This is a genomic window from Sphingomonas mangrovi (assembly GCF_047975845.1).
In the GTDB taxonomy this organism is placed as follows: domain Bacteria; phylum Pseudomonadota; class Alphaproteobacteria; order Sphingomonadales; family Sphingomonadaceae; genus Sphingomonas.
Genome location: NZ_JBIUCZ010000017.1, coordinates 44,129 through 63,196 on the forward strand (window position 1 = coordinate 44,129; position 19,068 = coordinate 63,196).

A 19,068-nucleotide genomic window follows, 5' to 3' on the forward strand; every position below is an offset into this window, starting at 1 on the left:
GCGTTCCGTTTCGATCCAGGGGGTGCCCATGCCGACCGACCGCCGATCCCTGCTCGCCGCCGCCGGATTCGGCGCGATCGGAGCCGCCGCCCATGCCGCGACGGCGCGGCGGGGCAAGGGCGGGGCGGCGCCTGCGCTGCCGGTGCTTCCCCCGCCTCCCACGACTGGCTTGAGCCTCGACCCGCGCAGCTTCGGCGCGAAGGGCGACGGCGTGACGAAGGACACCGCCGCGGTCCAGCAGGCGCTCGACCGCTGCGCCGTGATGGGCGGGGGCGAGGTGGTGCTCGCCGGCGGCAGCTTCCTGGTCGGGGCGATCCGCGTCGGATCGAAGACGACCCTTCGCATCGATGCGGATGCGGCCCTGCACGGGTCTCCCGACCTCGCCGACTATCCGGTCACGCAGGTGCGCTGGGAAGGGCGCTGGATTCCCGGTTACGTCGGGCTCGTGTGGGCACAGGACGCGCGCAACGTGCGGCTGACCGGCAAGGGCAGGATCGTCGCGTCCGACGCCATCCCCGGCCGGGTGGCGCGATCGGGGCTGCGCCATCCCGCGCTGCTCGAATTCGTCGAGGTGCGGGGGCTCGCCGTCACCGACGTCGTCACCCAGCAGAACGACATGTGGTCGATCCACCCGACCTGCTGCGACGACGTGCTGTTCCGGAACCTGACGGTGCGGGGCAGGGCGGACGGGATCGACGTCGATTCCTGCCGGCGGGTCGCGATCGACCACTGCGACTTCGACACCGTCGACGACTGCATCTCGCTGAAGTCGGGGCGCGGTATGGAGGGGGCGACGCTCGCGCGTCCCACCGAGGACGTGACGATCACCGACTGCAGCTTCCGCGACCACCGCTGGGCGTGCATCGGCATCGGCAGCGAGACCAGCGGTGGAATCCGCCGCGTGCGCGTCGAGCGTTGCCGCTTCCTCAAGGCGCATACCTTCAGCATCTACCTCAAGAGCCGGCCCGGGCGCGGCGCGTTCCTGGAGGACATCGCGATGCGCGACCTCGACGTGGGTGGCGCAGGCGACGGCTTCCTGCGGCTCAACTTCCTCGACAGCGGCAAGCAGGATCCGTTCCCGGTACCGGGGCGGGAGGGCATTCCCCGCGTGCGCAACCTCGTGTTCGAACGGATCCGCGTCCGCGACGTGCCGAAGCTGATCGAGGCGGTGAACATCCATCCGGACCGGCCGGTGGAAGGCTTCGTCGTACGCGGGCTGAGCGGCAGCTGCGACCGCGGCATCACCCTGGCCAACATGCGCGACGTCGTACTCGGGGATATCCGCGTGCAGGTTCGCACCGGTCCGGAACTGGCGATCGCCGACGTCACCGGGCGCGGCCTGGAGACGGCGGCGCGCATCGCGCCGCCAGTGCGTCCGCCGGCGGTCGAGCCCTCCGCTACACCCTACCGGCTGGGGATGGGCTCCGGCCCACCGAATTGAGGAGCGTCGACCGGGGCCATTTCGTAAGAAGGCCCCGCTGACCGCTACCGATCGTGCAGCCCGGCAAGCGCGATCCCGGCCAGGTTCTGGCTCCGCTTCACGTAGCGGATGCGCAGCCGCCCGGAGGGGCGCGGCAGCGCCTGGAACACCGCAAGGTGGGGCAGGCACGACGCCGGACAGCGCACGCGTCCGCTCGCCTGCGCGATCACCGCGGCCGCATCGCCCAGCAGCACCGCATCGGCAAGCCCGAGCGCGTGTGCCCGCCGCATCGCCTCGATCAGCGCCAGCCATTCGGCGTCCATGCTGGTGCCGGGGCCCAACTCGCGCCGGACGAAGCTGCGACCGCCGGCGACGACCGCCAACTCCATGCCGCTGCCCGGGCGACAGCCGCCGTCGAAGAAGAGCTTCACGCCTGCCGCCACCTACCGGGCGCGAGCCCGGCAAGCGTCCACTCGCCGATGCTCCACCGCACCAGCCGCAGTGTGGGATGGCCGACCGCCGCCGTCATCCGCCGCACCTGACGATTGCGGCCCTCGCGGATCGTGAGCCGCAGCCAGCAGTCGGGGATGCTCGCGCGGAAGCGGATCGGCGGCGTGCGCGGCCACAGCTCGGGGTCGGCGATGCGCTCGACAGTGGCAGGCCGGGTCGGTCCGTCCTTCAGCTCGACGCCGGTCCGCAGCCGGTCTAGCGCCGCCGCGTCCGGCGCGCCCTCCACCTGCACCAGATAGATCTTGGGCAGCTTGAAGCGGGGATCGGCGATCCGCGCCTGCAGCCGCCCGTCGTCGGTGAGCAGCAGCAGCCCCTCGCTGTCGCGATCGAGCCGTCCGGCCGGGTAGACGCCGGGCACGTCGACGAAATCCGACAGCGTCGCGCGCGTCGTCGGCGACCCGCGATCGGTGAACTGGCTCAACACGTCGAATGGCTTGTTGAACAGGATTAACGTCATGGCGGGCACCTATGGCCCGATGACGGACGAGAAGGAATGTGGCTTCGATCGAAGAGGCGTCTTCCCAACGGATGCTCGACGGCCGCCCGATGAAAGGCGCGCGAACCATGACAGGCACGCACCTGCGTGTTCCGCGTTGACGGCAAACCACCGAAAACCTACGCATCCGCGCGGTTGCCCCGGTAGCTCAGCAGGACAGAGCAACGGTTTCCTAAACCGCAGGTCGGGAGTTCGAGTCTCTCCCGGGGCACCATTTTCCGGCCCACGCGTGGCCGCTGTTTCCTCCGGCATCGCCCGCGCGGGCATCTCCGCGGGTTTCGGGGCGCGGCAAGTGCCGCTATGCGGCGCGGATGGAACAACAAGCCCTGGTACTCGCGCTGATCGGCGTGCTCGGCATCGGCGCCCAGTGGGTCGCGTGGCGGACCGGCTGGCCGGCGATCGCGTTGATGCTGGTTGCCGGGGTGGTCGCCGGCCCCGTGACCGGGCTCATCGACCCGCACCACACCTTCGGCGATCTGCTCGAGCCGCTCGTCTCGCTGGCGGTGGCGCTGATCCTGTTCGAGGGCGGCCTCAGCCTCAACCTGCGCGAGCTGCGCCGCACCGATGGCGCGGTCGGGCGGCTGCTGGTGCTGGGCGTGCCGATCGGCTGGCTGCTCGGCTCGCTCGCCTGCTATTACGTCGGCGGGCTGGTGTGGCCGGTCGCCGTCCTGTTCGCAGGAATCCTGGTGGTGACGGGGCCGACCGTGGTCATGCCGCTGCTCCGCCAGAACAATATCGCCGCCCGTCCGCGCGCGATCCTGAAGTGGGAAGCGATCGTCAACGATCCGATCGGCGCGCTGTGCGGCGTCGTCACCTACGAATATCTGCGCCGCGCAAGCGAGGGTGTCACCATCCCGGGCCTGCTCACCTCGCTGCTGGCGGCGAGCGTGGTCGCGGGGCTGATCGGCTGGGGTGCCGCCAAGGCGATCGGCTGGTCGTTCCCGCGCGGCCATGTGCCGGAATATCTGAAGGCGCCGGTGCTGCTGGTCGCGGTGATCGGCGCCTTCGTGGTGTCCAACCTGATCCAGCAGGAGACCGGACTGCTGGCGGTGACGGTGATGGGGGTGGCGCTCGCGAACATGCGGCTCGATTCGCTGCGCGACATCCACCCGTTCAAGGAGAACGTCACCGTCCTGCTGATCTCGGGCGTGTTCGTGCTGCTGTCGGCCACGCTCAATCTGGAGGCGCTGGAGCGGTTCGAGTGGCGCTTCCTCGCGTTCCTGATCGTGCTCCTGTTCCTCGTCCGGCCGGCGACCGTGCTGCTCAGCCTCGCCTTCACCCGCGTGCCGTGGAACGAGCGGCTGCTGGTCGCGTGGATCGCGCCGCGCGGCATCGTCGCGGTCGCGATCTCGGGCCTGTTCGCGCTGCGGCTCGACCATCTCGGCTATGGCGACGGCTCGATCCTGGTCACCTTGTCGTTCGCGGTGGTGATCGCGACGATCCTCGCGCACGGCTTCTCGATCGGGCCGGTGGCGCGGCTGCTGAACGTCACCGGCGCGTCCGAGCGCGGGCTGCTCATCGTCGGCTGCACGCCGTGGAGCATGGAGCTCGCCGAACATCTCCGCCAGCTCGAGGTGCCCGTCACCATCTGCGACACAAGCTGGCAGCGGCTCGCGCCCGCACGGCACGCCGGCATCCCCACCTACCACGGCGAGATCCTGGCGGAGACGACCGAGGAACGACTCGACCTCTCACAGTTCGAGGTGCTCGCCGCGACCAGCGAGAACGAGGCGTACAACGCGCTGGTATGCAACGAATTCGCGCCGCTAATCGGCCGCGACAACGTCTATCAGCTGGGCAGCGGCGGCGAGGACGACGAGGACGCGCGCGCCCTGCCAGCGTCGCTGCGCGGCCGCGCGCTGTTCACCCGCGGCCACGGCGTCGAGGAGATCATCGAGCGCGTCCGCGAGGGCTGGAGCTTCCGAAAGACGCGGATCACCGAGAAGTTCGACTTCGAGACGGCGCGCGCCGATTTGGCGGAGGGCGCCGACATGCTGCTGCTGCTGCGTCCGGGCGCCCCGTTGCGCTTCTTCTCGCATGCGAGCAGGCCGGTGCCGCAGGCGGGCGACACGATCATATCCTATGGCCCGCCGGGCGCGACCGGTGCACGCCGCGGGCAGAAGGGAGAGGCATGATGAAGAGAATGATGGTCGCGGGGAGCGCGATCGCGCTCGGTCTGGCCGCATGTTCGCCGCCGGCGGAGGACGCCCCCCCCGAGAATGCGGCGGCACCTGTCGAAAGCGTCGACAACGAGGCGACGGCCGAAACCGAGGACGCCGCTAACAGCGCGGCGCACGCCAAGTCGATCCTGCGGCCGGAGATCGCCGAGCCGGAGCCGGAGCCGCCCGCGCTGGAGCCGATCGAGGCGGTCGTGGGCTTCGGGGAGTCGGGGCTTGCGCTGGACGATGCCGGACGCCAGGCGCTCGATGCGCTGGTCGCCGATCCCACGATGCAGGCCGGCGGCGCGATCACGCTGCGGGGCCACACCGACAGCCGCGGCAACGACCGCGCGAACCTAGTCGCGGCACGCAAGCGGGCGGAGGCGGTGCGCGACTATCTGGTCGAGAAGGGTGTTGCGGCCGAACGGATCACCGTCATCGCGATGGGCGAGACGAACCCGCTGGTTCCCAACGCCCGCCCCGACGGCTCGGACGATCCCGAGGCGCGTGCGAAGAACCGGCGTGTCGAACTGCAGGTGGCGCTGCCGCCGGCAGCCCCGGCGCAGGACGAGACCGTGGAGGGCAACACCGCGGCCCCGGCCAAGGCCGAGGCCGAGGAGGGCGGCAGCTGAAGCCCGAGCGCTACAGCTGCTAGCCGGCGAGCCAGTCGCGCGTGAGGTAGTCGGCGCCGGAGAGGGTGAGGAGCAGCAGCATCCACACGAAGCCGGCGAGCGCTGCCAGCCGCACCAGGCCCGCCTCGCGACGCATCTCCATGAAGAACCACAGGATCAGCGCGGCCTTGGCGGTGGCGATGGCGTAGCCGATGCCGGTCTTGGCCGGCCCCAGCGGCGCGAAGGCGGCGGCGACGGTGAGCGCCAGCAGGAGCAACAGCGCGAGCCAGCAGAGCAGCAGGCGCGATACCTCGCGGCTCATCGTGCGCCCGCCAGGTACAGGGTGGGGTAGAGAAACACCCACACCACGTCGACGAAGTGCCAGTAGAGCGCGACGTTGCCGAACAGCACCGCCTCGCGGTCCGCGCGTGCGGCGCGGCTCGCCGCGGCGACCGCCATCAGCGCGATGCCGATGGTGACGTGCAGCGCGTGCAGCCCCGTGCCGACGAAATAGAGGTTCATGAATAGCTGCTGGAAATGGCCGTCGAACGCGGCGTCGGCGGTGCCGGGCATCAGCCCCTCGCGATACTCGCCGGCATATTCCGCGCCCTTGATGCCGAGGAAGGCGAGACCGAGCAGCACGGCGACCACCAGCACCCGCCCGGCCTGCTTCGGCCGGCCCGCGCGCGCCGCGGCGACGGCGAGCGCCGCGAACAGGCTGGAGGTGAGCAGCACGGCGGTGTTGGCGGTGCCGAGCCACAGCTTGAGGTGGTGCGCCGCCTGCCGGTAGTCGTCAGGGTGGCGGAGCCGCAGCGCCAGCGCCGCGGCGAACACGCCGCCGAACAGCATCAGCTCGCTGCCGAGAAAGATCACCATTCCCAACCGGTCGGCGCCGCGCTGGCGCTCGATCCGCGGAAACGGCTCGTGCAGCTCAGTCATCGTCGCGGCTCACGGGATGCTCGAGCGGATAGTGATACGGGCCGTGCTCGACGGTCGGCGTCTCGACGAAATTGTGCGTCGGCGGCGGCGAGGAGGTCGACCATTCGAGGCCGGTCGCGCCCCACGGATTGGCCGGCGCGCGCCGCCCGCCCGGCAGCAGCGACCAGAGCAGGTAGACGATCGGCATGGCGTAGCCGAGCGCCAGCAGCGAGGCGCCGCCCGACGACAGCACCTGCAGCACCTGAAACTCGGGCGGATAGACGTGATAGCGCCGCGGCATGCCTTCGTAGCCGAGCATGAACTGGGGGAAGAAGGTCAGGTTGAAGCCCACGAGGATCACGAGCGCGGCGATCCGCGCCAGCGTCTCGTTGTAGAGCCGCCCGGTCATCTTGGGCCACCAGAAGTGCAGCGCGCCGAAGAAGGCGGTCACCGTGCCGCCGACCATGATGTAGTGGAAGTGTGCGACCACGAAATAGGTGTCGTGGACGTGCACGTCGATCGCCAGCATCGCGAGCATCAGCCCGGTGAGCCCGCCGGCGACGAACAGGCCGATGAAGCCGAGCGCGAAGAGCAGCGGCGCGTCGAGCGCGATGTCGCCTTTGTAGAGCGTCGCGGTCCAGTTGTAGATCTTGATCGCGCTGGGCACCGCGACCGCGATCGACAGAAACGAGAAGACCGTGCTCGCATAGACCGACTGGCCGGACACGAACATGTGGTGGCCCCACACCATGAAGCCGATCACGGCGATCGCGATCGAGGCATAGGCGACGAACCAGTAGCCGAAGATGCGCTTGTGCGCGGCGGCGGTGATCAGTTCGCTCACGACACCGAGCGCCGGCAGCACCATGATGTAGACCGCGGGGTGGCTGTAGAACCAGAACAGGTGCTGGAACAGCAGCGGATCGCCGCCCAGCCGCGGGTCGAACACACCGAGACCGAGCACCCGTTCGGCCGCGACCAGCAGCAGCGTGATCGCCAGCACCGGCGTCGCCAGCACGAAGATGATCGACACCGCATAGTGCGACCAGACGAACAGCGGCAGCCGTCCCCAGGTCATGCCCGGCGCGCGCAGCTTGTGGATGGTGACGAGGAAGTTGAGCCCGGTGAGGATCGTCGAGAAGCCGCTGATGAACACCGCCACGATCGCCGCCACCACCGCGCCATTGGCATAGACCGACGACAGCGGCGTGTAGAAGGTCCAGCCGGTATCCACGCCGCCGCCGAACAGCACGAAGAGCAGCAGGATGCCGGCGGCGACGTAGATGTACCAGCTGAGCAGGTTCAGCCGCGGAAAGGCGAGGTCGCGCGCGCCGATCATCAGCGGGATCAGGAAATTGCCGATGGTGTTGGGGATCGACGGTATCAGGAAGAACCACACCATGACGATGCCGTGGATCGAGAAGGCGCGATTGTAGCCTTCGTTGGTCAGCAGGTCGCCCGCAGGCGTGAGCAGTTCCAGCCGGATCATCGCCGCCGCGCTCGCGCCGATCAGGAAGAACAGCGTCACCGTCACCAGGTAAAGGATCGCGATCCGCTTGTGATCGGTGGTGAAGAACCAGGAGGCGAGGCTGTGGCCGTCCTGGAGATAGTCGATCTCCTGCTTCTCGGCCGCGCCGTGCCGCTCATCGCCCATCGCGCACCCCCTTCAGATATTCGACCAAGGCGTTGACCTGCTCCTCCGACAGGGTGTTGGCATAGGTCGGCATGATCGGCCGATAGCCGGCAACGACCTGTCGGTTGGGCAGCAGGATCGCATCGCGCAGATACTGCTCGTCGGCGGTCACGCTGCCGCCGTCCGCCAGCGCGACCGGCCGGCCGAAGACGCCGCCGAGCGGCGGGGCGCGGACGGAGGCGCCGGCACCGTGGCAGCCGCCGCAGCCGAGCCGGCGATACAGCGCGCCACCCTGCGCTGCCAGCGTCCCGTCGGCGCCGCCATCGCGGTTGCGCGCCAGCCAGGCGGCATAAGCGTCGGCGCGCATCACGATCAGCCGGCCGGTCATCGCGCTGTGGTCGGTGCCGCAGAACTCCGCGCAGCGCAGCGGATAGACGCCCTCCTGCTCGGCATCGAACCACAGCGACGTGTAGCGGCCGGGCAGCACGTCCTGCTTGATGCGCAGCGCGGGCACGTAGAGGCTGTGGATCGCGTCCTCCGACGTCATCACCAGCTTGACCGGCGTGCCGACGGGGACGTGCAGGTCGTTGATCTCGCGCGCGCCTTCGGGATGCTGGAACTTCCACATCCATTGCTTGGCGACGACGTGGATCGGCATCGCCTCGGCCGGCGGACGGTAGAGGTCGAGGAACAGCGCGGTCGACCAGACGAAGAAGACCAGGATCATCAGGAACGGGATCGCCGACCAGGACAGCTCCAGCCACGGGTTGCCGGGCGGCGCGTGCTCGCGGTTGACCTCGTGCGAGCGGCGGTAGCGGATCGCGAAGACGGTGATCAGCACGAAGACCGGCAGCGTGAACAGCCACACCATCGCGCCGAAGCTGCCGATCAGCAGGTCGATGTCCTTGGCGTGCTGCGACGCCTGGGGCGGCCAGAGTTCGATGGCCGCGCTCATGCGCGCTTCCTTCGCATGCGCAGGAGCAGCAGCGCCAGCGCCGCCACCGTGGCGAACGCGGCGATGCGCAGGATCTTCTCGATCGCCGGCGTGTAGCGCCCGCTGACCGGATCATAGTGGAAGCAGAGCAGCGCGAGCTGCTCGCCCCAGCTGCCGCTCCGTTCCGCCCGCGCGGCGAGCAGCGCCTGATGCAGATCGGCAGCGCTGGGGGTCAGGCCGTAGAGCCAGCCCGACAGCCGCCCCTCCGGCGTGATCACCGCCACCGCGGCGACATGGGCATATTGGCGGATGCGCGCGTCCCAGGCGTAGCGATAGCCGATCGCGTCGGTGACGGCGTGGACCGGCTTCGCGTCGCCGACGAGCGACCAGGCGTCGATCGGCGTGCGCTCGCGGAGGCGGGCGAGGTCGGCGGCGGCGTCGGCAGCGCCTTCCTTGGGGTCGATGCCGAAGGCGACCAGGGAGAAGTCGCGGCCGGGGCGCAACGATTGCGCGGCGACCGCGTCGGCGACGCCGGCCAGCGTCACGCCGCAGAGATTGGGGCATTCGTGCAGCACGGGGGCGAGCAGGATCGGCTTGCCGCCGGCGATCGCGCGCAGCGTCGTCCGCCGTCCGTCGGCCGCGGTGAACGGCGCATCCATCGGCACCCGCGCGCCCGGTCGCGCGTCGACGCCAGCCTCTCCGAACGGATCGAAGGTCTGCGCCGCGGCGGGGGCGGCGGCGAGGAGCAGCAGGGGGAGCGCACGCAGGATCATCGGCGCGGCTCCGCGGGTGCATCGTCCCAGCCGCGTGCCACCACCTCGCGCATCGCGCGGTCGATGGGCATCGGCCCTTGCGCCAGCCGGGCGCGCGCCGCCGCTTCGAGCCGGATCCGCTCGTCGGCAGGATGGGCGAGCAGGTGCGGCGGCGGCGGCTCGACCGGCGCGCGCGCCTGCGCCTCGGCGCTCGGCGCATGGTCGCGGTTGAGCTGCCACAGCAACACCGCCGACAGGGCGAGCCCGATCAGCATCAGCGACAGGAACAGCCCGACGCCGATCGCCACGCGTCCCGGCGGCGCGTCGCGGGTCTCGACTTCGCGCGGCGGCGCTCCCTCGCCGCGCTGGACGTCGGTGTCGGAGTGGAGCCCGCGGGTCATGCCGCGGCCTTTGGCGCGCGGGCGGCGATGCGGCGGCGTAACGCGGCCGGCAGCAGCGCCGCGGTCAGCAGGGCGACGCCGAGCAGCGCCAGCGCGTAGGCGCCGAGGCCGAGCAGCCCCGTGCCGGGCAGCGCGAACCAGGCGAACTCGATCAGCTTTCCCGCGGCCACGGCGGTCGCCAGGCGCGCCAGCCACGCGGGGCTGTGGCGGATCGCGGGGAACAGCAGCATCAGCAGCGGCACGCCGCCGAGCATGCCGAACGCGACCTCCGCCACGTCCCAGCCGCCGCTGCGCTCGCCATACCAGGCCGCCCCCTCGGGAAGACCCGGCGACCAGAGGATGAAGAAGGGCAGGAACTGGATGTAGGCCCAGAGCAGCAGCAGCGTCAGCAGCAGCGCGCCGAGCACGCCGGGGCGAACCGGGGTGCGACCGGCGCGGAGACGCAGCCGGAGCAGCACCGCATAGGCGAGCGTCACCGAAAGGATCAGGATCTGGAGCCCGAAGCCGGAGGAGGCGAAGTGCGGCCGCAGCGACATCAGCCAGTCCGTGGCGACCGCGCTGCCCAGCACCGGCCACAGCAGCAGCGTGACCGCGGCGACGGCGGCGGTGCTGGTCCGCGCGCGCAGCAGCCGGGCGCTGCCGACCAGCACGCCGAACCACAGCAGCGTGCGCAGCGCGAACGGGAGCGGCGCGAGCCACGCCGCCTGAAAGCCGTTGTGCGGCGGCTCGATCATCCAGGGGTAGATCGCGGTCATCCCGAGCAGCACCGGCACGAAGGAGACGGCGGCGGGGACCGCCAGCATCGCGCCGCCCTCGCACGTCAGGCGCAGCGCCTCTCCCCAGGCGCCGCGGACCAGTCGCATCATCGCCTGGAGGCACAGGGCCCCGGCGGGGATCGCCGCGAAGCCTACGACGGCAGCGAGCCAGCCGGTGAGCGCCGCGCGCGGATCGACCAGCGCCAGCCCCAGCGCGCCCGCACAGCACAGCGCCCCCAGCACGAGCAACCCGCGGTCAGCGCGCACGCGCACCTCCGCTCATCTGCAACGCCTGGACATAGGCGGCGATCGCCCAGCGGTCGTGCGGGCTCACCCGGTCCGAATAGGCGTACATCGTCCCGTAGCCGTGGGTGACGACGTCGTAGACATGCTGCGACGGCGCGGCGACGAGCCGCGGCTCGAGCAGGCTCGGCGGCTTGGGGAAGCCGCGCGCGGGGAGGACCGCCTCGCCGCGGCCGTCGAGCCCGTGGCACATCGCGCAGTAGATGCCGTAGCGCTCGCGCCCGCGCGCCATCAGCGCCGCGTCGAGCGGCGGGCGCATCGTCTCGGCGGCGTGCAGCGGCGCCTGCCGGTCGACGGTACCCTCGGGCGCGGCCTGGGGCGCCTTGCCGTCGGCGAACAGCGGCGACCGCTCATAGTCGTCGTAGCGCGGCTGCTGCACCATGTTGCCGTCGCAGCCGGCCAGCAGCAGCGCGATCGCCGCAACCCGCTTCACGACACCGTCTCCGGCACGTCGACGATCGCGCGCGGCTTGAGCGCCGCCAGCGCCTTCCCCGCCGCATCGCGGTCGAACCGCGGACCGGCGAAGATCGCGAGATAGAAGCGGTCGTCGCCACCCAGATCGAAGCCGTCGGCGCCGAACACCGGGTGGTGGAGCTTCGGCAGCCGGTTGGCGAGGAACAGCGTGGCGATGCCGGCGAGCACGGCGCCCAGCACCATCGTCTCGAACGTGATCAGCAGGAACGAAGGCACCGCGATCAGCGGCCGACCGCCGATCCGCAGCGGATAGTCGAGATTGGTGGCGACCTGCATCAGGAAACCGGCCGCCGCGCCCGCCATTCCCCCTGCCAGCATCGCGACCGGCACCTTGCGGTCGCCGAGCCCGAGCGCTTCCGCCAGCCCTTCTACCGGAAAGGGGGTGAAGGCGTCGAGCGGGCCGAAGCCCTGCGCGCGCACGGCACGCGCCGCCGCCACCAGCGCCTCGCCGTCGCGGAACTCGGCCAGCACGGCGTGGAGGTGCTGCTCAGCCATGCGCGCCCTCGGCAAGCTGCTCCTCCACCTCGAAGGCGGAGATCACCGGCAGGAAGCGCACGAACAGCAGGAAGCAGGTGAGGAACAGCCCGATCGTGCCCGCGAACAGGCTCCAGTCCCAAAAAGTGGGCGCGTAGAGCTGCACCGAACTTTCCAGCCAGTCGCGGTAGAGAGAGCTCACCAGGAGCATATAGCGCTCCATCCACATGCCGATCGTCGCCGACAGGCCGACGAGGAACAGCGCCGCGGGGGCGGTGCGGATGCGCCTCCACCACAGCAGTTGCAGCGGCACGAAGTTGAAGAGCAGCGCCCCCCAATAGCTCCACGCATACGGACCGACGAAGCGGTCGACCAGCGTCTCGACCTCCTTGCCGCCCGCCCAGGCGGCGTCGAACGCTTCGGCGACATAGCCGTAGCCGGTCATCAACCCGGTCACGAGCAGCAGCACGCCGAGCATGTCGAGGTGCCGCGGCGTGACGAGCGCGTGCAGACCCAGCATCCAGCGCAGCCAGACGGTGAGCATCGACACCACCGCGAAACCCGAAAAAGCCGCGCCGAGCACGAAATAGGGCGGGAACACCGTCGAGTTCCAGCCCGGCACCGGCCCGGCGGCGAGCAGCAGCGAAATCTCCGAATGGACCGAGACGACGAGCGGAACGGCGATGGCGGCGGTGAGGCGGTAGGCCTGGTTCCAGCGCGCCCAGTGCGACGCCTGCCCGCGCCAGCCGAGCGCCGCGAGACCGAAGAAGACCTGCCACCGCCGCCGCGTCGCCCGGTCGCGCGCCGCCGCCAGATCGGGCAGGATGCCGATGTACCAGAACAAAGTCGAGACAATCAGATAGGTGAGGACCGCGAAGAAGTCCCAGGTGAGCGGGCTCTTGAACTGCGGCCACACGTTCATCGTGTTGATGTACGGCGCCATCCAGTAGAAGCGCCACGGCCGCCCCAGGTGCAGGATCGGGTAGAGCCCGGCGCACATCACCGCGAACAGCGTCATCGCCTCGGCGAAGCGGTTCAGGGAATTGCGCCACGTCTGGCCGAGCAGCAGCAGCATCGCCGAGATCAGCGTGCCCGCATGGCCGATGCCGAGCCACCAGATATAGTTGATGATCGGAAAGCCCCAGCCGACCGGGACGTTATTACCCCATACGCCGGGGCCGCGCGCGAACAGCACCGCCACGGAGACGAGGAACAGCAGCAGCAGCGACAGGGCGAGGCCGAACAGCAGCCACCAGCTGCGCCGCGCCGGGAAGTGCGGCGGGATGGCGACGATGCGCTCGGCGGCGGCCTGCCTGGTCGAGGCGGCGGTCATGCCTCGCCCCCGCCGCGGATCCGCGCCTGATAGGTGGTGCGCGGGCGCGTATTGGCGTCCGGAAGCAGATCGTAGTCGCGGCCGTTCGCCTTGCGCGCCGAGACCTTCGTGCCGCCGTCGGAGACGTCGCCGAACACGATCGCCTGGGTCGGGCAGGCGGCCTGGCAGGCGGTGACCACCTCGCCATCGGCGATGCCGCGGTCCGCCTTCTTCGCCTCGATCCGGGCGGCGCTGATCCGCTGGATGCAGTAGGTGCACTTCTCCATGACGCCGCGGCCGCGCACCGTCACTTCGGGGTTGCGCTGCGCGCGCAGCTCGGGCGGGTCGCCCGCAGTCAGGTCGAACCAGTTGAAGCGGCGGACCTTGTAGGGGCAATAGGCCGAGCAGGTGCGCGTGCCGATGCAGCGGTTGTAGACCTGCAGGTTGAGCCCGTCGGGGCTGTGGACCGCGGCGTTGACCGGGCAGCCCATCTCGCACGGCGCATCCTCGCAATGCATGCACGGCACCGGCTGGAAGGCATGTCGGGGCTCGTCGGGCGAGCCCTCGTAATAGCGGTCGACGCGCAGCCAGTGCATCTCGCGGCCCATCGCGACCTGTTCCCTGCCGACCATCGGGATGTTGTTCTCGGCCACGCAGGCGACGACGCAGGCGTTGCAGCCGATGCACAGATCGAGGTCGATCGCCATGCCCCAGGCGGGTTTCGACTTCTGCGGCGGGAAGAAGTTGGGCTGCGGCGGCGGCTTGGGCAGCGTGTCGGCGGCGGTGGCGACGAAGCGGACGAACTCGTCGCCCTGCATCGCGAAATGCTGCTGGGTGGTGGCGATCGGCTCGCTCCTGCCGAGCTTTTCGAGACGCACCGCGCCGGTGGCGCCGAGCAGCGGATAGGCGTCGAAGCCGACACCTCGCGCGACGCGGCCGCCACGCCGCCGGCCGTGGCCGAGATGGACGAGCACCGTGTCGCGCTCCTGCCCGGGCAGGATCCACACCGGGCCGTCGACGCTGCGGTCGCCGACGCGGAGCCGGACCAGGTCGCCGTTGGCGAGATCGTGCGCGCGGGCGAGCGCCGGGCTGACCTGCACGGCGTTGCCCCAGGTGATCTTGGTGAGCGGCTTGGGCAGCTCCTGCAGCCAGGGGTTCGACGCCAGGCTGCCGTCCCAGACGCAGGGGTCGGGGCGCACCAGTACCGAGAGCCCAGCGGCTCTTTCGCGCAATTCCAGGGGGGCGAAGCCGGGCGCGGGGTCGGATGCTGCCGCAGGCGCCGCATCGATGCGGCCGCTCAGCAGGGCGCGCTGCCAGCCGGCATCGTCGAGCGTGTCCGCCCAGGTCGCCCGGACGATCCCGCGCCCGTCGGCATCCTCGCCCGTCAGCCCGGCGAGCAGCGCGTGGCGCGAGCGCACGTCGAGCCACGGGCGGACCAGCGGCTGGATCGCGACCGGAGAGCCGTCGGCGGCGCGGCCGTCGCTCCACATCTCCAGCGCATGGGTGGTCGGCACATGCCACCGGCAGCGCTCCGCCGTCTCGTCGCGGTGGAGCCCGGCGTGGATGGCGAGCGGCACGCGCCCGATCAGCGCCGCCCAGTCGAGCCCGTTGGGCGCGGCATAGACCGGGTTCGCGTCGAGGATCAGCAGCGTCTCGACACCGCCGCCGCGGATCGCCTCGGCAAGCGCGGGGAGGCTCTCCGGCGCGGCAGTCGCCGCGATGTCCGCGCTCGTGACGTCGGCGTTGCCGAGCGCGGCGTCGATCGCCTCGGCGATGCGGTGCAGTTCGGGAGGCTGCTGCGCGCCCACCGTCACCAGCCCGCGCCCGCGGTTCGCGGCCAGCGCGCGGTGCGCGCGCGCCACCCAGGCCGCTTCCGGCGAGGTCAGCGCCGGTGCGGCGCCGCCCAGCCCGAGCTGCGCCGCCAGCGCCGCCAGCAGCGCCGGCATCCGATCGGCGCGCGCGACCAGCCGTTCGGTCGCCGTGACCCCGGTCAGCGTCGGGCTGGGTTCGGCGACCAGCAGCTCGGCGGCGCCGTCGCCTGCCTGATAGCCGCGCCGCCGCGTGCTCCAGCCGCGTGCGTGAAAGGTCTGGAGCGGCCCCGGCCCGAGCGGATCGTCGTCGAACGCGACGACGACATGGGCGCGATCGAGCAGCAGCCGCCGCGTCGGCTGGGGGAGCAGCGATCCGCCATGCCAGTGCGCCTGCGGCCAGCGGCGGAGCAGCGCGGCGATCTGACGCAGCAGCGTCGGCGATCCGGCCGGCCCCGTGAGCAGGCGGAAGCCCGCGCCGCCGCTCGCATCGAGCTTCGCGCGCAGCTGGGTCATGGCGGTGTCGACCCGTGCCCAGGTCGTGACGACGCCCAGCTGGTGCGGTGCGGCGGAGCGCTCGGGATCGTAGAGGCCGAGCAGCGCCGCTTGGGTGAAGGCGTCGGTGGCGCCGGCACAGGCGGGATGGTCGGGATTGCCTTCCAGCTTGATCGGCCGGGCCATTCGCGTCGTGCCGATCACCGGCTGGGCGATGCCGTCGTGCTCGACCGCGGTTGCGTAGAAGCGCGCGATCCCCGGAACCTCGCCCTCCGGCTGCTCCACGAAGGGCAGCGCGTCCTCGTCGGGCACGCGCTCGCAGCCATCGAGCCCGGCGAGCGCCAGCGCCCCACCCAGACATTTCAGGATGTCGCGCCGCCGCCAGTCGCTCGCGCTGCCCGCCAGCGCCGGGAACGTCTCGCCCAGCCGCGCGCGGAAGTCGGCGCGCTCGACCAGCTCGTCGAGTCCGCGCCAGAAGCGCTTGCCGCTCGCCGAGCGCAGCGTTGCGATCGCCTGGTCGAGAGCGGGGGCGGGCGCGTCGCTCATCGGTGGCAGATCCCGCAATTGTCGAGTTGCTTGGGGTCGATGCGGTGCGCCTTCATCACCCGCTCGCCATAGGCGCGCTTCTGCGCCTCCGACCAGCCGAGCGGCTGCATCCGCGTGACCTGGTCGGGCGGGCCGAGGCGGGGGGCGGGGTCGCGATGGCAATCGAGGCAGAAGCGCATCTGGAACGGTTCGGCACGTCGCATCAGCGGCATGGTGTCGACGCGGCCGTGGCATTCGATGCACGCGACGCCGCGATCGACGTGGATCGAGTGGTTGAAATAGACATAGTCGGGCAGCTGGGCGACGCGGTGCCAGACCAGCGGCTTGCCGCTCGCCAGGCTCTGGCGCACGGGCGCCAGCACCTCGGCCCCGGTCCACAGCTGCGAATGACACGACATGCAGGTGTGCGTCGGCGGCAGCCCGGCATGGGCGCTCGTCTCGACGCTCGTGTGGCAATAGCGGCAGTCGATGCCGTCGTCGCCGACGTGATGCTTGTGGCTGAACGGCACGGGCTGGTCCTGCACCCAGCCGACCTGGCTCTGATAGCTGGAATCGACGAACGCCCAGCCGCCGAACGCGACCGTGCAGAAGACCACCACGGTCGCCACGAAGACGAGCCGCATCCAGGTATCTGCCGAAGGTCGGAAGATCTGGGCCAGCGTGCGCTTTCCTCTGCTCTCGTCCGGCAAGCGCCCGGATGTCGGATCGATCGATCACCGCCAATGGCGAACGGAAGTGCCCTCTGATTTCCGGTATCTGCACGATCTTCAAGCAGAAAACGCGCGCGCACGCTAACTTGAGTGATTGGAGGATGCTGGCCTTGCTCTAGGAGCAACATGGGGCATTTCCGGCGTCGCATGCCGGCAGCGGGGCGGGTGGATGCACGACGGCGACTTTCCCTCCTGGCTGCACCTGCTGGCGACGGGATCGTTGCTGATCGCCGGATGTTGCGCGGTGGCGATCGCGATCGACCAGCGCCGGCACCCTCCCAAGATGACGATCATGGCACTCGTCTGGCCGCTCACGGCGTTGTTCGGCAGCCTCCTCTGGCTTGCCGCCTATCGCCGCTGGGGGCGGGGCGGGGGCGAGAAGCAGGGCGATCCGCCGTTTGCCGCGATGGTGCTGAAGGGCGCCAGCCATTGCGGCGCGGGCTGCACGCTGGGCGACATCGTCGTCGAATGGGCGACCTTCGCCATGCCCGCCATCGCGGTGTGGTTCGGCTGGGGAAGCCTGTTCGCGGAAAAGACCTTTGCGGTGTGGATCCCCGACTTCCTCGTCGCCTTCCTGTTCGGCATCGTCTTTCAGTATTTCACGATCCGGCCGATGCGCGACCTGTCGGTCGGGCAGGGGATCGTCGCCGCCGTGAAGGCCGACATCGCCTCGATCGCCGCGTGGCAGATCGGCATGTACGGGGGGATGGCGCTGATCCAGTTCGTCTGGTTTCGCGCCGCCTATGGCGGCATCGCGCCGGTGGCGAGCCCCGAGTTCTGGTTCGCGATGCAGATCGCGATGCTCGGCGGCTTCGCGACCAGCTACCCGGTGAACTGGTGGCTGATCCGTGCGGGGCTGAAGGAACGGATGTAGCGCCGGAGCGTGGCCGCCTGCTTCAGGGCGCGGGTCGCTGTTCTGCTTCCGGAGCGCGCGCGGGAGCGTCGAAGCCGCGCGACAGCCCGTGGTAGAGCCGCTCGCGGCAGACGAGCGCGCTCACCGCGTCCGCGATCAGCGCGGTGGCGAACAGCGGCAGGATCAGCCCGCGGCTGGCGGTCGTCTCGGTGATGATGATGACGGCGGTGAGCGGCGCGCGCACGACGCCGACGAAATAGGCCGCCATGCCGAGCACCACGATCGCGCCCGCCGGCGCGTCGAACAGCGGCGTCAGCAGGTTGCCGATGCCGGCGCCGACCGCCAGCGACGGCGCGAAGATGCCGCCGGGGGTGCCGCTGAGCGTGGTCGCGAGCGTCGCGGCGAGCTTCGTCGCGCCGAACCACAGCGATCCGCCTCCGCCCTCGACCATCTGGCGCGTCGTCTCGTAACCGGTGCCCCAGGTGTTGCCCGTGGCGATGCCGATCGCCGCGACCGCGAGGCCGCAACCGAAGGCGAGCCGCACCGGCCGCGCGCGCATCGCCGCCAGTGCGGGATGCCGCGACCGGCCGAAGCCGAGCACCCAGCGCGAGAACAGCCCCCCGGCCAGGCCGCCGCAGATCGCGACGACCGGCACCACCGCGAGAGTCGCGCCGAACGCGAGCGTCTGCCGCATCGCGCCGAAATAGACATAGTCGCCCGCGATCCCCAGGCTGACGAAGCCGGCGATCATCACCGCCGCCATGACGAGAAGGGCGACGCGCTGCTCATAGGCGGCGGCGAGCTCCTCGATTGCGAAGGCGACCCCCGCGAGCGGCGTGTTGAACGCCGCCGACACGCCGGCGGCACCCCCGGCGATGTAGACGCCGGCCGTGATCGGCACCCGGAACAGCCGGTGTACCGCGATCATGATCGCGGCGCTGATCTGCACCGTCGGCCCCTCGCGCCCGACCGAGCCGCCGGCGAAGAGCAGCGCCAGCGTCAGCGCGAACTTCGCCGCGGCGGTGCGCAGCGCGACGAGCGGCCCCCTGCTCGCCGCCTCCGGCTGCGCGGCGGCGGCGATGACCTGTGGGATGCCCGATCCTCTTGCGGCCGAGAACCACCGGCGCGTCACCCAGGCCGTTCCCGCGAAGACGAGCGGGGTGAGCAGCAGCGGCGCGAGCGGCCAGCGCTGCACGATCCCAAGGAACACCGCCTGGAGCCGGTCGCCCAGCGCCGCGAAGACGAGCGCGACCAGCCCGAGCAGCACCGCGCCGACGCCGGTGGCGATCCGGCGCTGCGCGACCGGCAGCACTTCGGTCGCCTGCGGCAGCGAGTCGGCGATCGCGGGACGGGCGCGCCGGAACTTCACGGGTGCGGGAGTCGCATTGCGGGCATCGCGCGTCCTTGGACCATCCCGGCCGGCGCCACCACCCCCGCGCAAGAGATTGGAACGGCACGCTGGATGCGCGCGCACTCGCGCGGTATCCGGGGGGCGACCGTCCTT

Annotated in this window: 19 protein-coding genes and 1 tRNA gene; 5 read left to right on the forward strand and 15 right to left on the reverse strand. The window is 70.9% G+C overall.

Features of this window, described 5'->3' with window-relative positions:
- Positions 1-28: 28 nt before the first annotated feature.
- Complete coding sequence (locus ACBY01_RS10040) at positions 29-1,441, forward strand: glycoside hydrolase family 28 protein (RefSeq protein ID WP_416460681.1); 1,413 nt, start codon at positions 29-31, stop codon at positions 1,439-1,441.
- Between the two features lie 44 nt (positions 1,442-1,485).
- On the opposite strand, the gene ACBY01_RS10045 is transcribed toward ACBY01_RS10040, so the two are convergent.
- Together ACBY01_RS10045 and ACBY01_RS10050 are read right to left on the reverse strand one after the other, a co-directional pair.
- The gene (locus ACBY01_RS10045; RefSeq protein WP_416460683.1) at positions 1,486-1,851 is read right to left on the reverse strand and encodes a reverse transcriptase-like protein; all 366 of its coding nucleotides are present in this window, start codon (positions 1,849-1,851) and stop codon (positions 1,486-1,488) included.
- The gene (locus ACBY01_RS10050) at positions 1,848-2,387 is read right to left on the reverse strand and encodes a pseudouridine synthase (protein WP_416460684.1); all 540 of its coding nucleotides are present in this window, start codon (positions 2,385-2,387) and stop codon (positions 1,848-1,850) included. The genes ACBY01_RS10045 and ACBY01_RS10050 overlap by 4 nt, the downstream gene beginning before the upstream one ends.
- Positions 2,388-2,563: 176 nt before the next feature.
- Here ACBY01_RS10050 and ACBY01_RS10055 point away from each other — a divergent pair.
- From ACBY01_RS10055 to ACBY01_RS10065, 3 genes are all read left to right on the forward strand, one after another.
- Positions 2,564-2,640, forward strand: a tRNA-Arg gene (locus tag ACBY01_RS10055).
- A 97-nt stretch (positions 2,641-2,737) separates the two neighbouring features.
- Positions 2,738-4,561 (forward strand): cation:proton antiporter, encoded by a 1,824-nt coding sequence (locus tag ACBY01_RS10060; RefSeq protein WP_416460686.1) that lies wholly within the window; start codon positions 2,738-2,740, stop codon positions 4,559-4,561.
- A complete protein-coding gene (locus ACBY01_RS10065; protein WP_416460687.1) occupies positions 4,558-5,217 on the forward strand; it encodes an OmpA family protein in 660 nt (219 codons plus the stop codon). The genes ACBY01_RS10060 and ACBY01_RS10065 overlap by 4 nt, the downstream gene beginning before the upstream one ends.
- A gap of 19 nt (positions 5,218-5,236) precedes the next feature.
- Here ACBY01_RS10065 and ACBY01_RS10070 read toward each other — a convergent pair whose 3' ends face one another.
- Genes ACBY01_RS10070 through ACBY01_RS10125 form a run of 12 tightly spaced genes read right to left on the reverse strand, consistent with a single transcriptional unit; the run spans position 5,237 to position 16,624 of the window.
- Positions 5,237-5,518, reverse strand: a complete 282-nt coding sequence (locus ACBY01_RS10070) for a cytochrome C oxidase subunit IV family protein (RefSeq protein ID WP_416460689.1) — start codon at positions 5,516-5,518, stop codon at positions 5,237-5,239.
- Positions 5,515-6,135: a cytochrome c oxidase subunit 3 gene (locus tag ACBY01_RS10075; protein ID WP_416460691.1), complete on the reverse strand. Its 621-nt coding sequence runs from the start codon at positions 6,133-6,135 to the stop codon at positions 5,515-5,517. The genes ACBY01_RS10070 and ACBY01_RS10075 overlap by 4 nt, the downstream gene beginning before the upstream one ends.
- Positions 6,128-7,768, reverse strand: coding sequence for a cytochrome c oxidase subunit I (locus tag ACBY01_RS10080; protein ID WP_416460692.1), 1,641 nt, complete (start codon positions 7,766-7,768; stop codon positions 6,128-6,130). The genes ACBY01_RS10075 and ACBY01_RS10080 overlap by 8 nt, the downstream gene beginning before the upstream one ends.
- Entirely contained in the window at positions 7,758-8,702 is a 945-nt protein-coding gene (gene coxB / locus ACBY01_RS10085; protein WP_416460693.1) for a cytochrome c oxidase subunit II, read from the reverse strand. Before coxB ends, ACBY01_RS10080 begins: the two co-directional genes overlap by 11 nt.
- Positions 8,699-9,454: an SCO family protein gene (locus ACBY01_RS10090; protein WP_416460694.1), complete on the reverse strand. Its 756-nt coding sequence runs from the start codon at positions 9,452-9,454 to the stop codon at positions 8,699-8,701. Before ACBY01_RS10090 ends, coxB begins: the two co-directional genes overlap by 4 nt.
- Positions 9,451-9,834 carry a hypothetical protein gene (locus ACBY01_RS10095; RefSeq protein ID WP_416460695.1) on the reverse strand — a complete coding sequence of 128 codons (384 nt, stop codon included), beginning with the start codon at positions 9,832-9,834 and terminating at the stop codon, positions 9,451-9,453. The genes ACBY01_RS10090 and ACBY01_RS10095 overlap by 4 nt, the downstream gene beginning before the upstream one ends.
- Positions 9,831-10,856: a hypothetical protein gene (locus tag ACBY01_RS10100; protein WP_416460696.1), complete on the reverse strand. Its 1,026-nt coding sequence runs from the start codon at positions 10,854-10,856 to the stop codon at positions 9,831-9,833. The genes ACBY01_RS10095 and ACBY01_RS10100 overlap by 4 nt, the downstream gene beginning before the upstream one ends.
- Positions 10,846-11,325, reverse strand: coding sequence for a c-type cytochrome (locus ACBY01_RS10105; protein WP_416460697.1), 480 nt, complete (start codon positions 11,323-11,325; stop codon positions 10,846-10,848). Before ACBY01_RS10105 ends, ACBY01_RS10100 begins: the two co-directional genes overlap by 11 nt.
- Complete coding sequence (locus ACBY01_RS10110; RefSeq protein ID WP_416460698.1) at positions 11,322-11,861, reverse strand: DUF3341 domain-containing protein; 540 nt, start codon at positions 11,859-11,861, stop codon at positions 11,322-11,324. Before ACBY01_RS10110 ends, ACBY01_RS10105 begins: the two co-directional genes overlap by 4 nt.
- The gene (gene nrfD, locus ACBY01_RS10115; protein WP_416460699.1) at positions 11,854-13,173 is read right to left on the reverse strand and encodes an NrfD/PsrC family molybdoenzyme membrane anchor subunit; all 1,320 of its coding nucleotides are present in this window, start codon (positions 13,171-13,173) and stop codon (positions 11,854-11,856) included. The genes ACBY01_RS10110 and nrfD overlap by 8 nt, the downstream gene beginning before the upstream one ends.
- Positions 13,170-16,001 (reverse strand): TAT-variant-translocated molybdopterin oxidoreductase, encoded by a 2,832-nt coding sequence (locus ACBY01_RS10120; protein WP_416460700.1) that lies wholly within the window; start codon positions 15,999-16,001, stop codon positions 13,170-13,172. Before ACBY01_RS10120 ends, nrfD begins: the two co-directional genes overlap by 4 nt.
- Positions 15,998-16,624, reverse strand: a complete 627-nt coding sequence (locus tag ACBY01_RS10125; RefSeq protein WP_416460701.1) for a cytochrome c3 family protein — start codon at positions 16,622-16,624, stop codon at positions 15,998-16,000. Before ACBY01_RS10125 ends, ACBY01_RS10120 begins: the two co-directional genes overlap by 4 nt.
- A 256-nt stretch (positions 16,625-16,880) precedes the next feature.
- Here ACBY01_RS10125 and ACBY01_RS10130 point away from each other — a divergent pair, with 256 nt between their 5' ends.
- Positions 16,881-17,585 (forward strand): DUF4396 domain-containing protein, encoded by a 705-nt coding sequence (locus ACBY01_RS10130; protein WP_416460702.1) that lies wholly within the window; start codon positions 16,881-16,883, stop codon positions 17,583-17,585.
- A 22-nt stretch (positions 17,586-17,607) separates the two neighbouring features.
- On the opposite strand, the gene ACBY01_RS10135 is transcribed toward ACBY01_RS10130, so the two are convergent.
- Positions 17,608-18,933, reverse strand: a complete 1,326-nt coding sequence (locus ACBY01_RS10135; RefSeq protein WP_416460703.1) for a chloride channel protein — start codon at positions 18,931-18,933, stop codon at positions 17,608-17,610.
- Between the last annotated feature and the right edge of the window lie 135 nt (positions 18,934-19,068).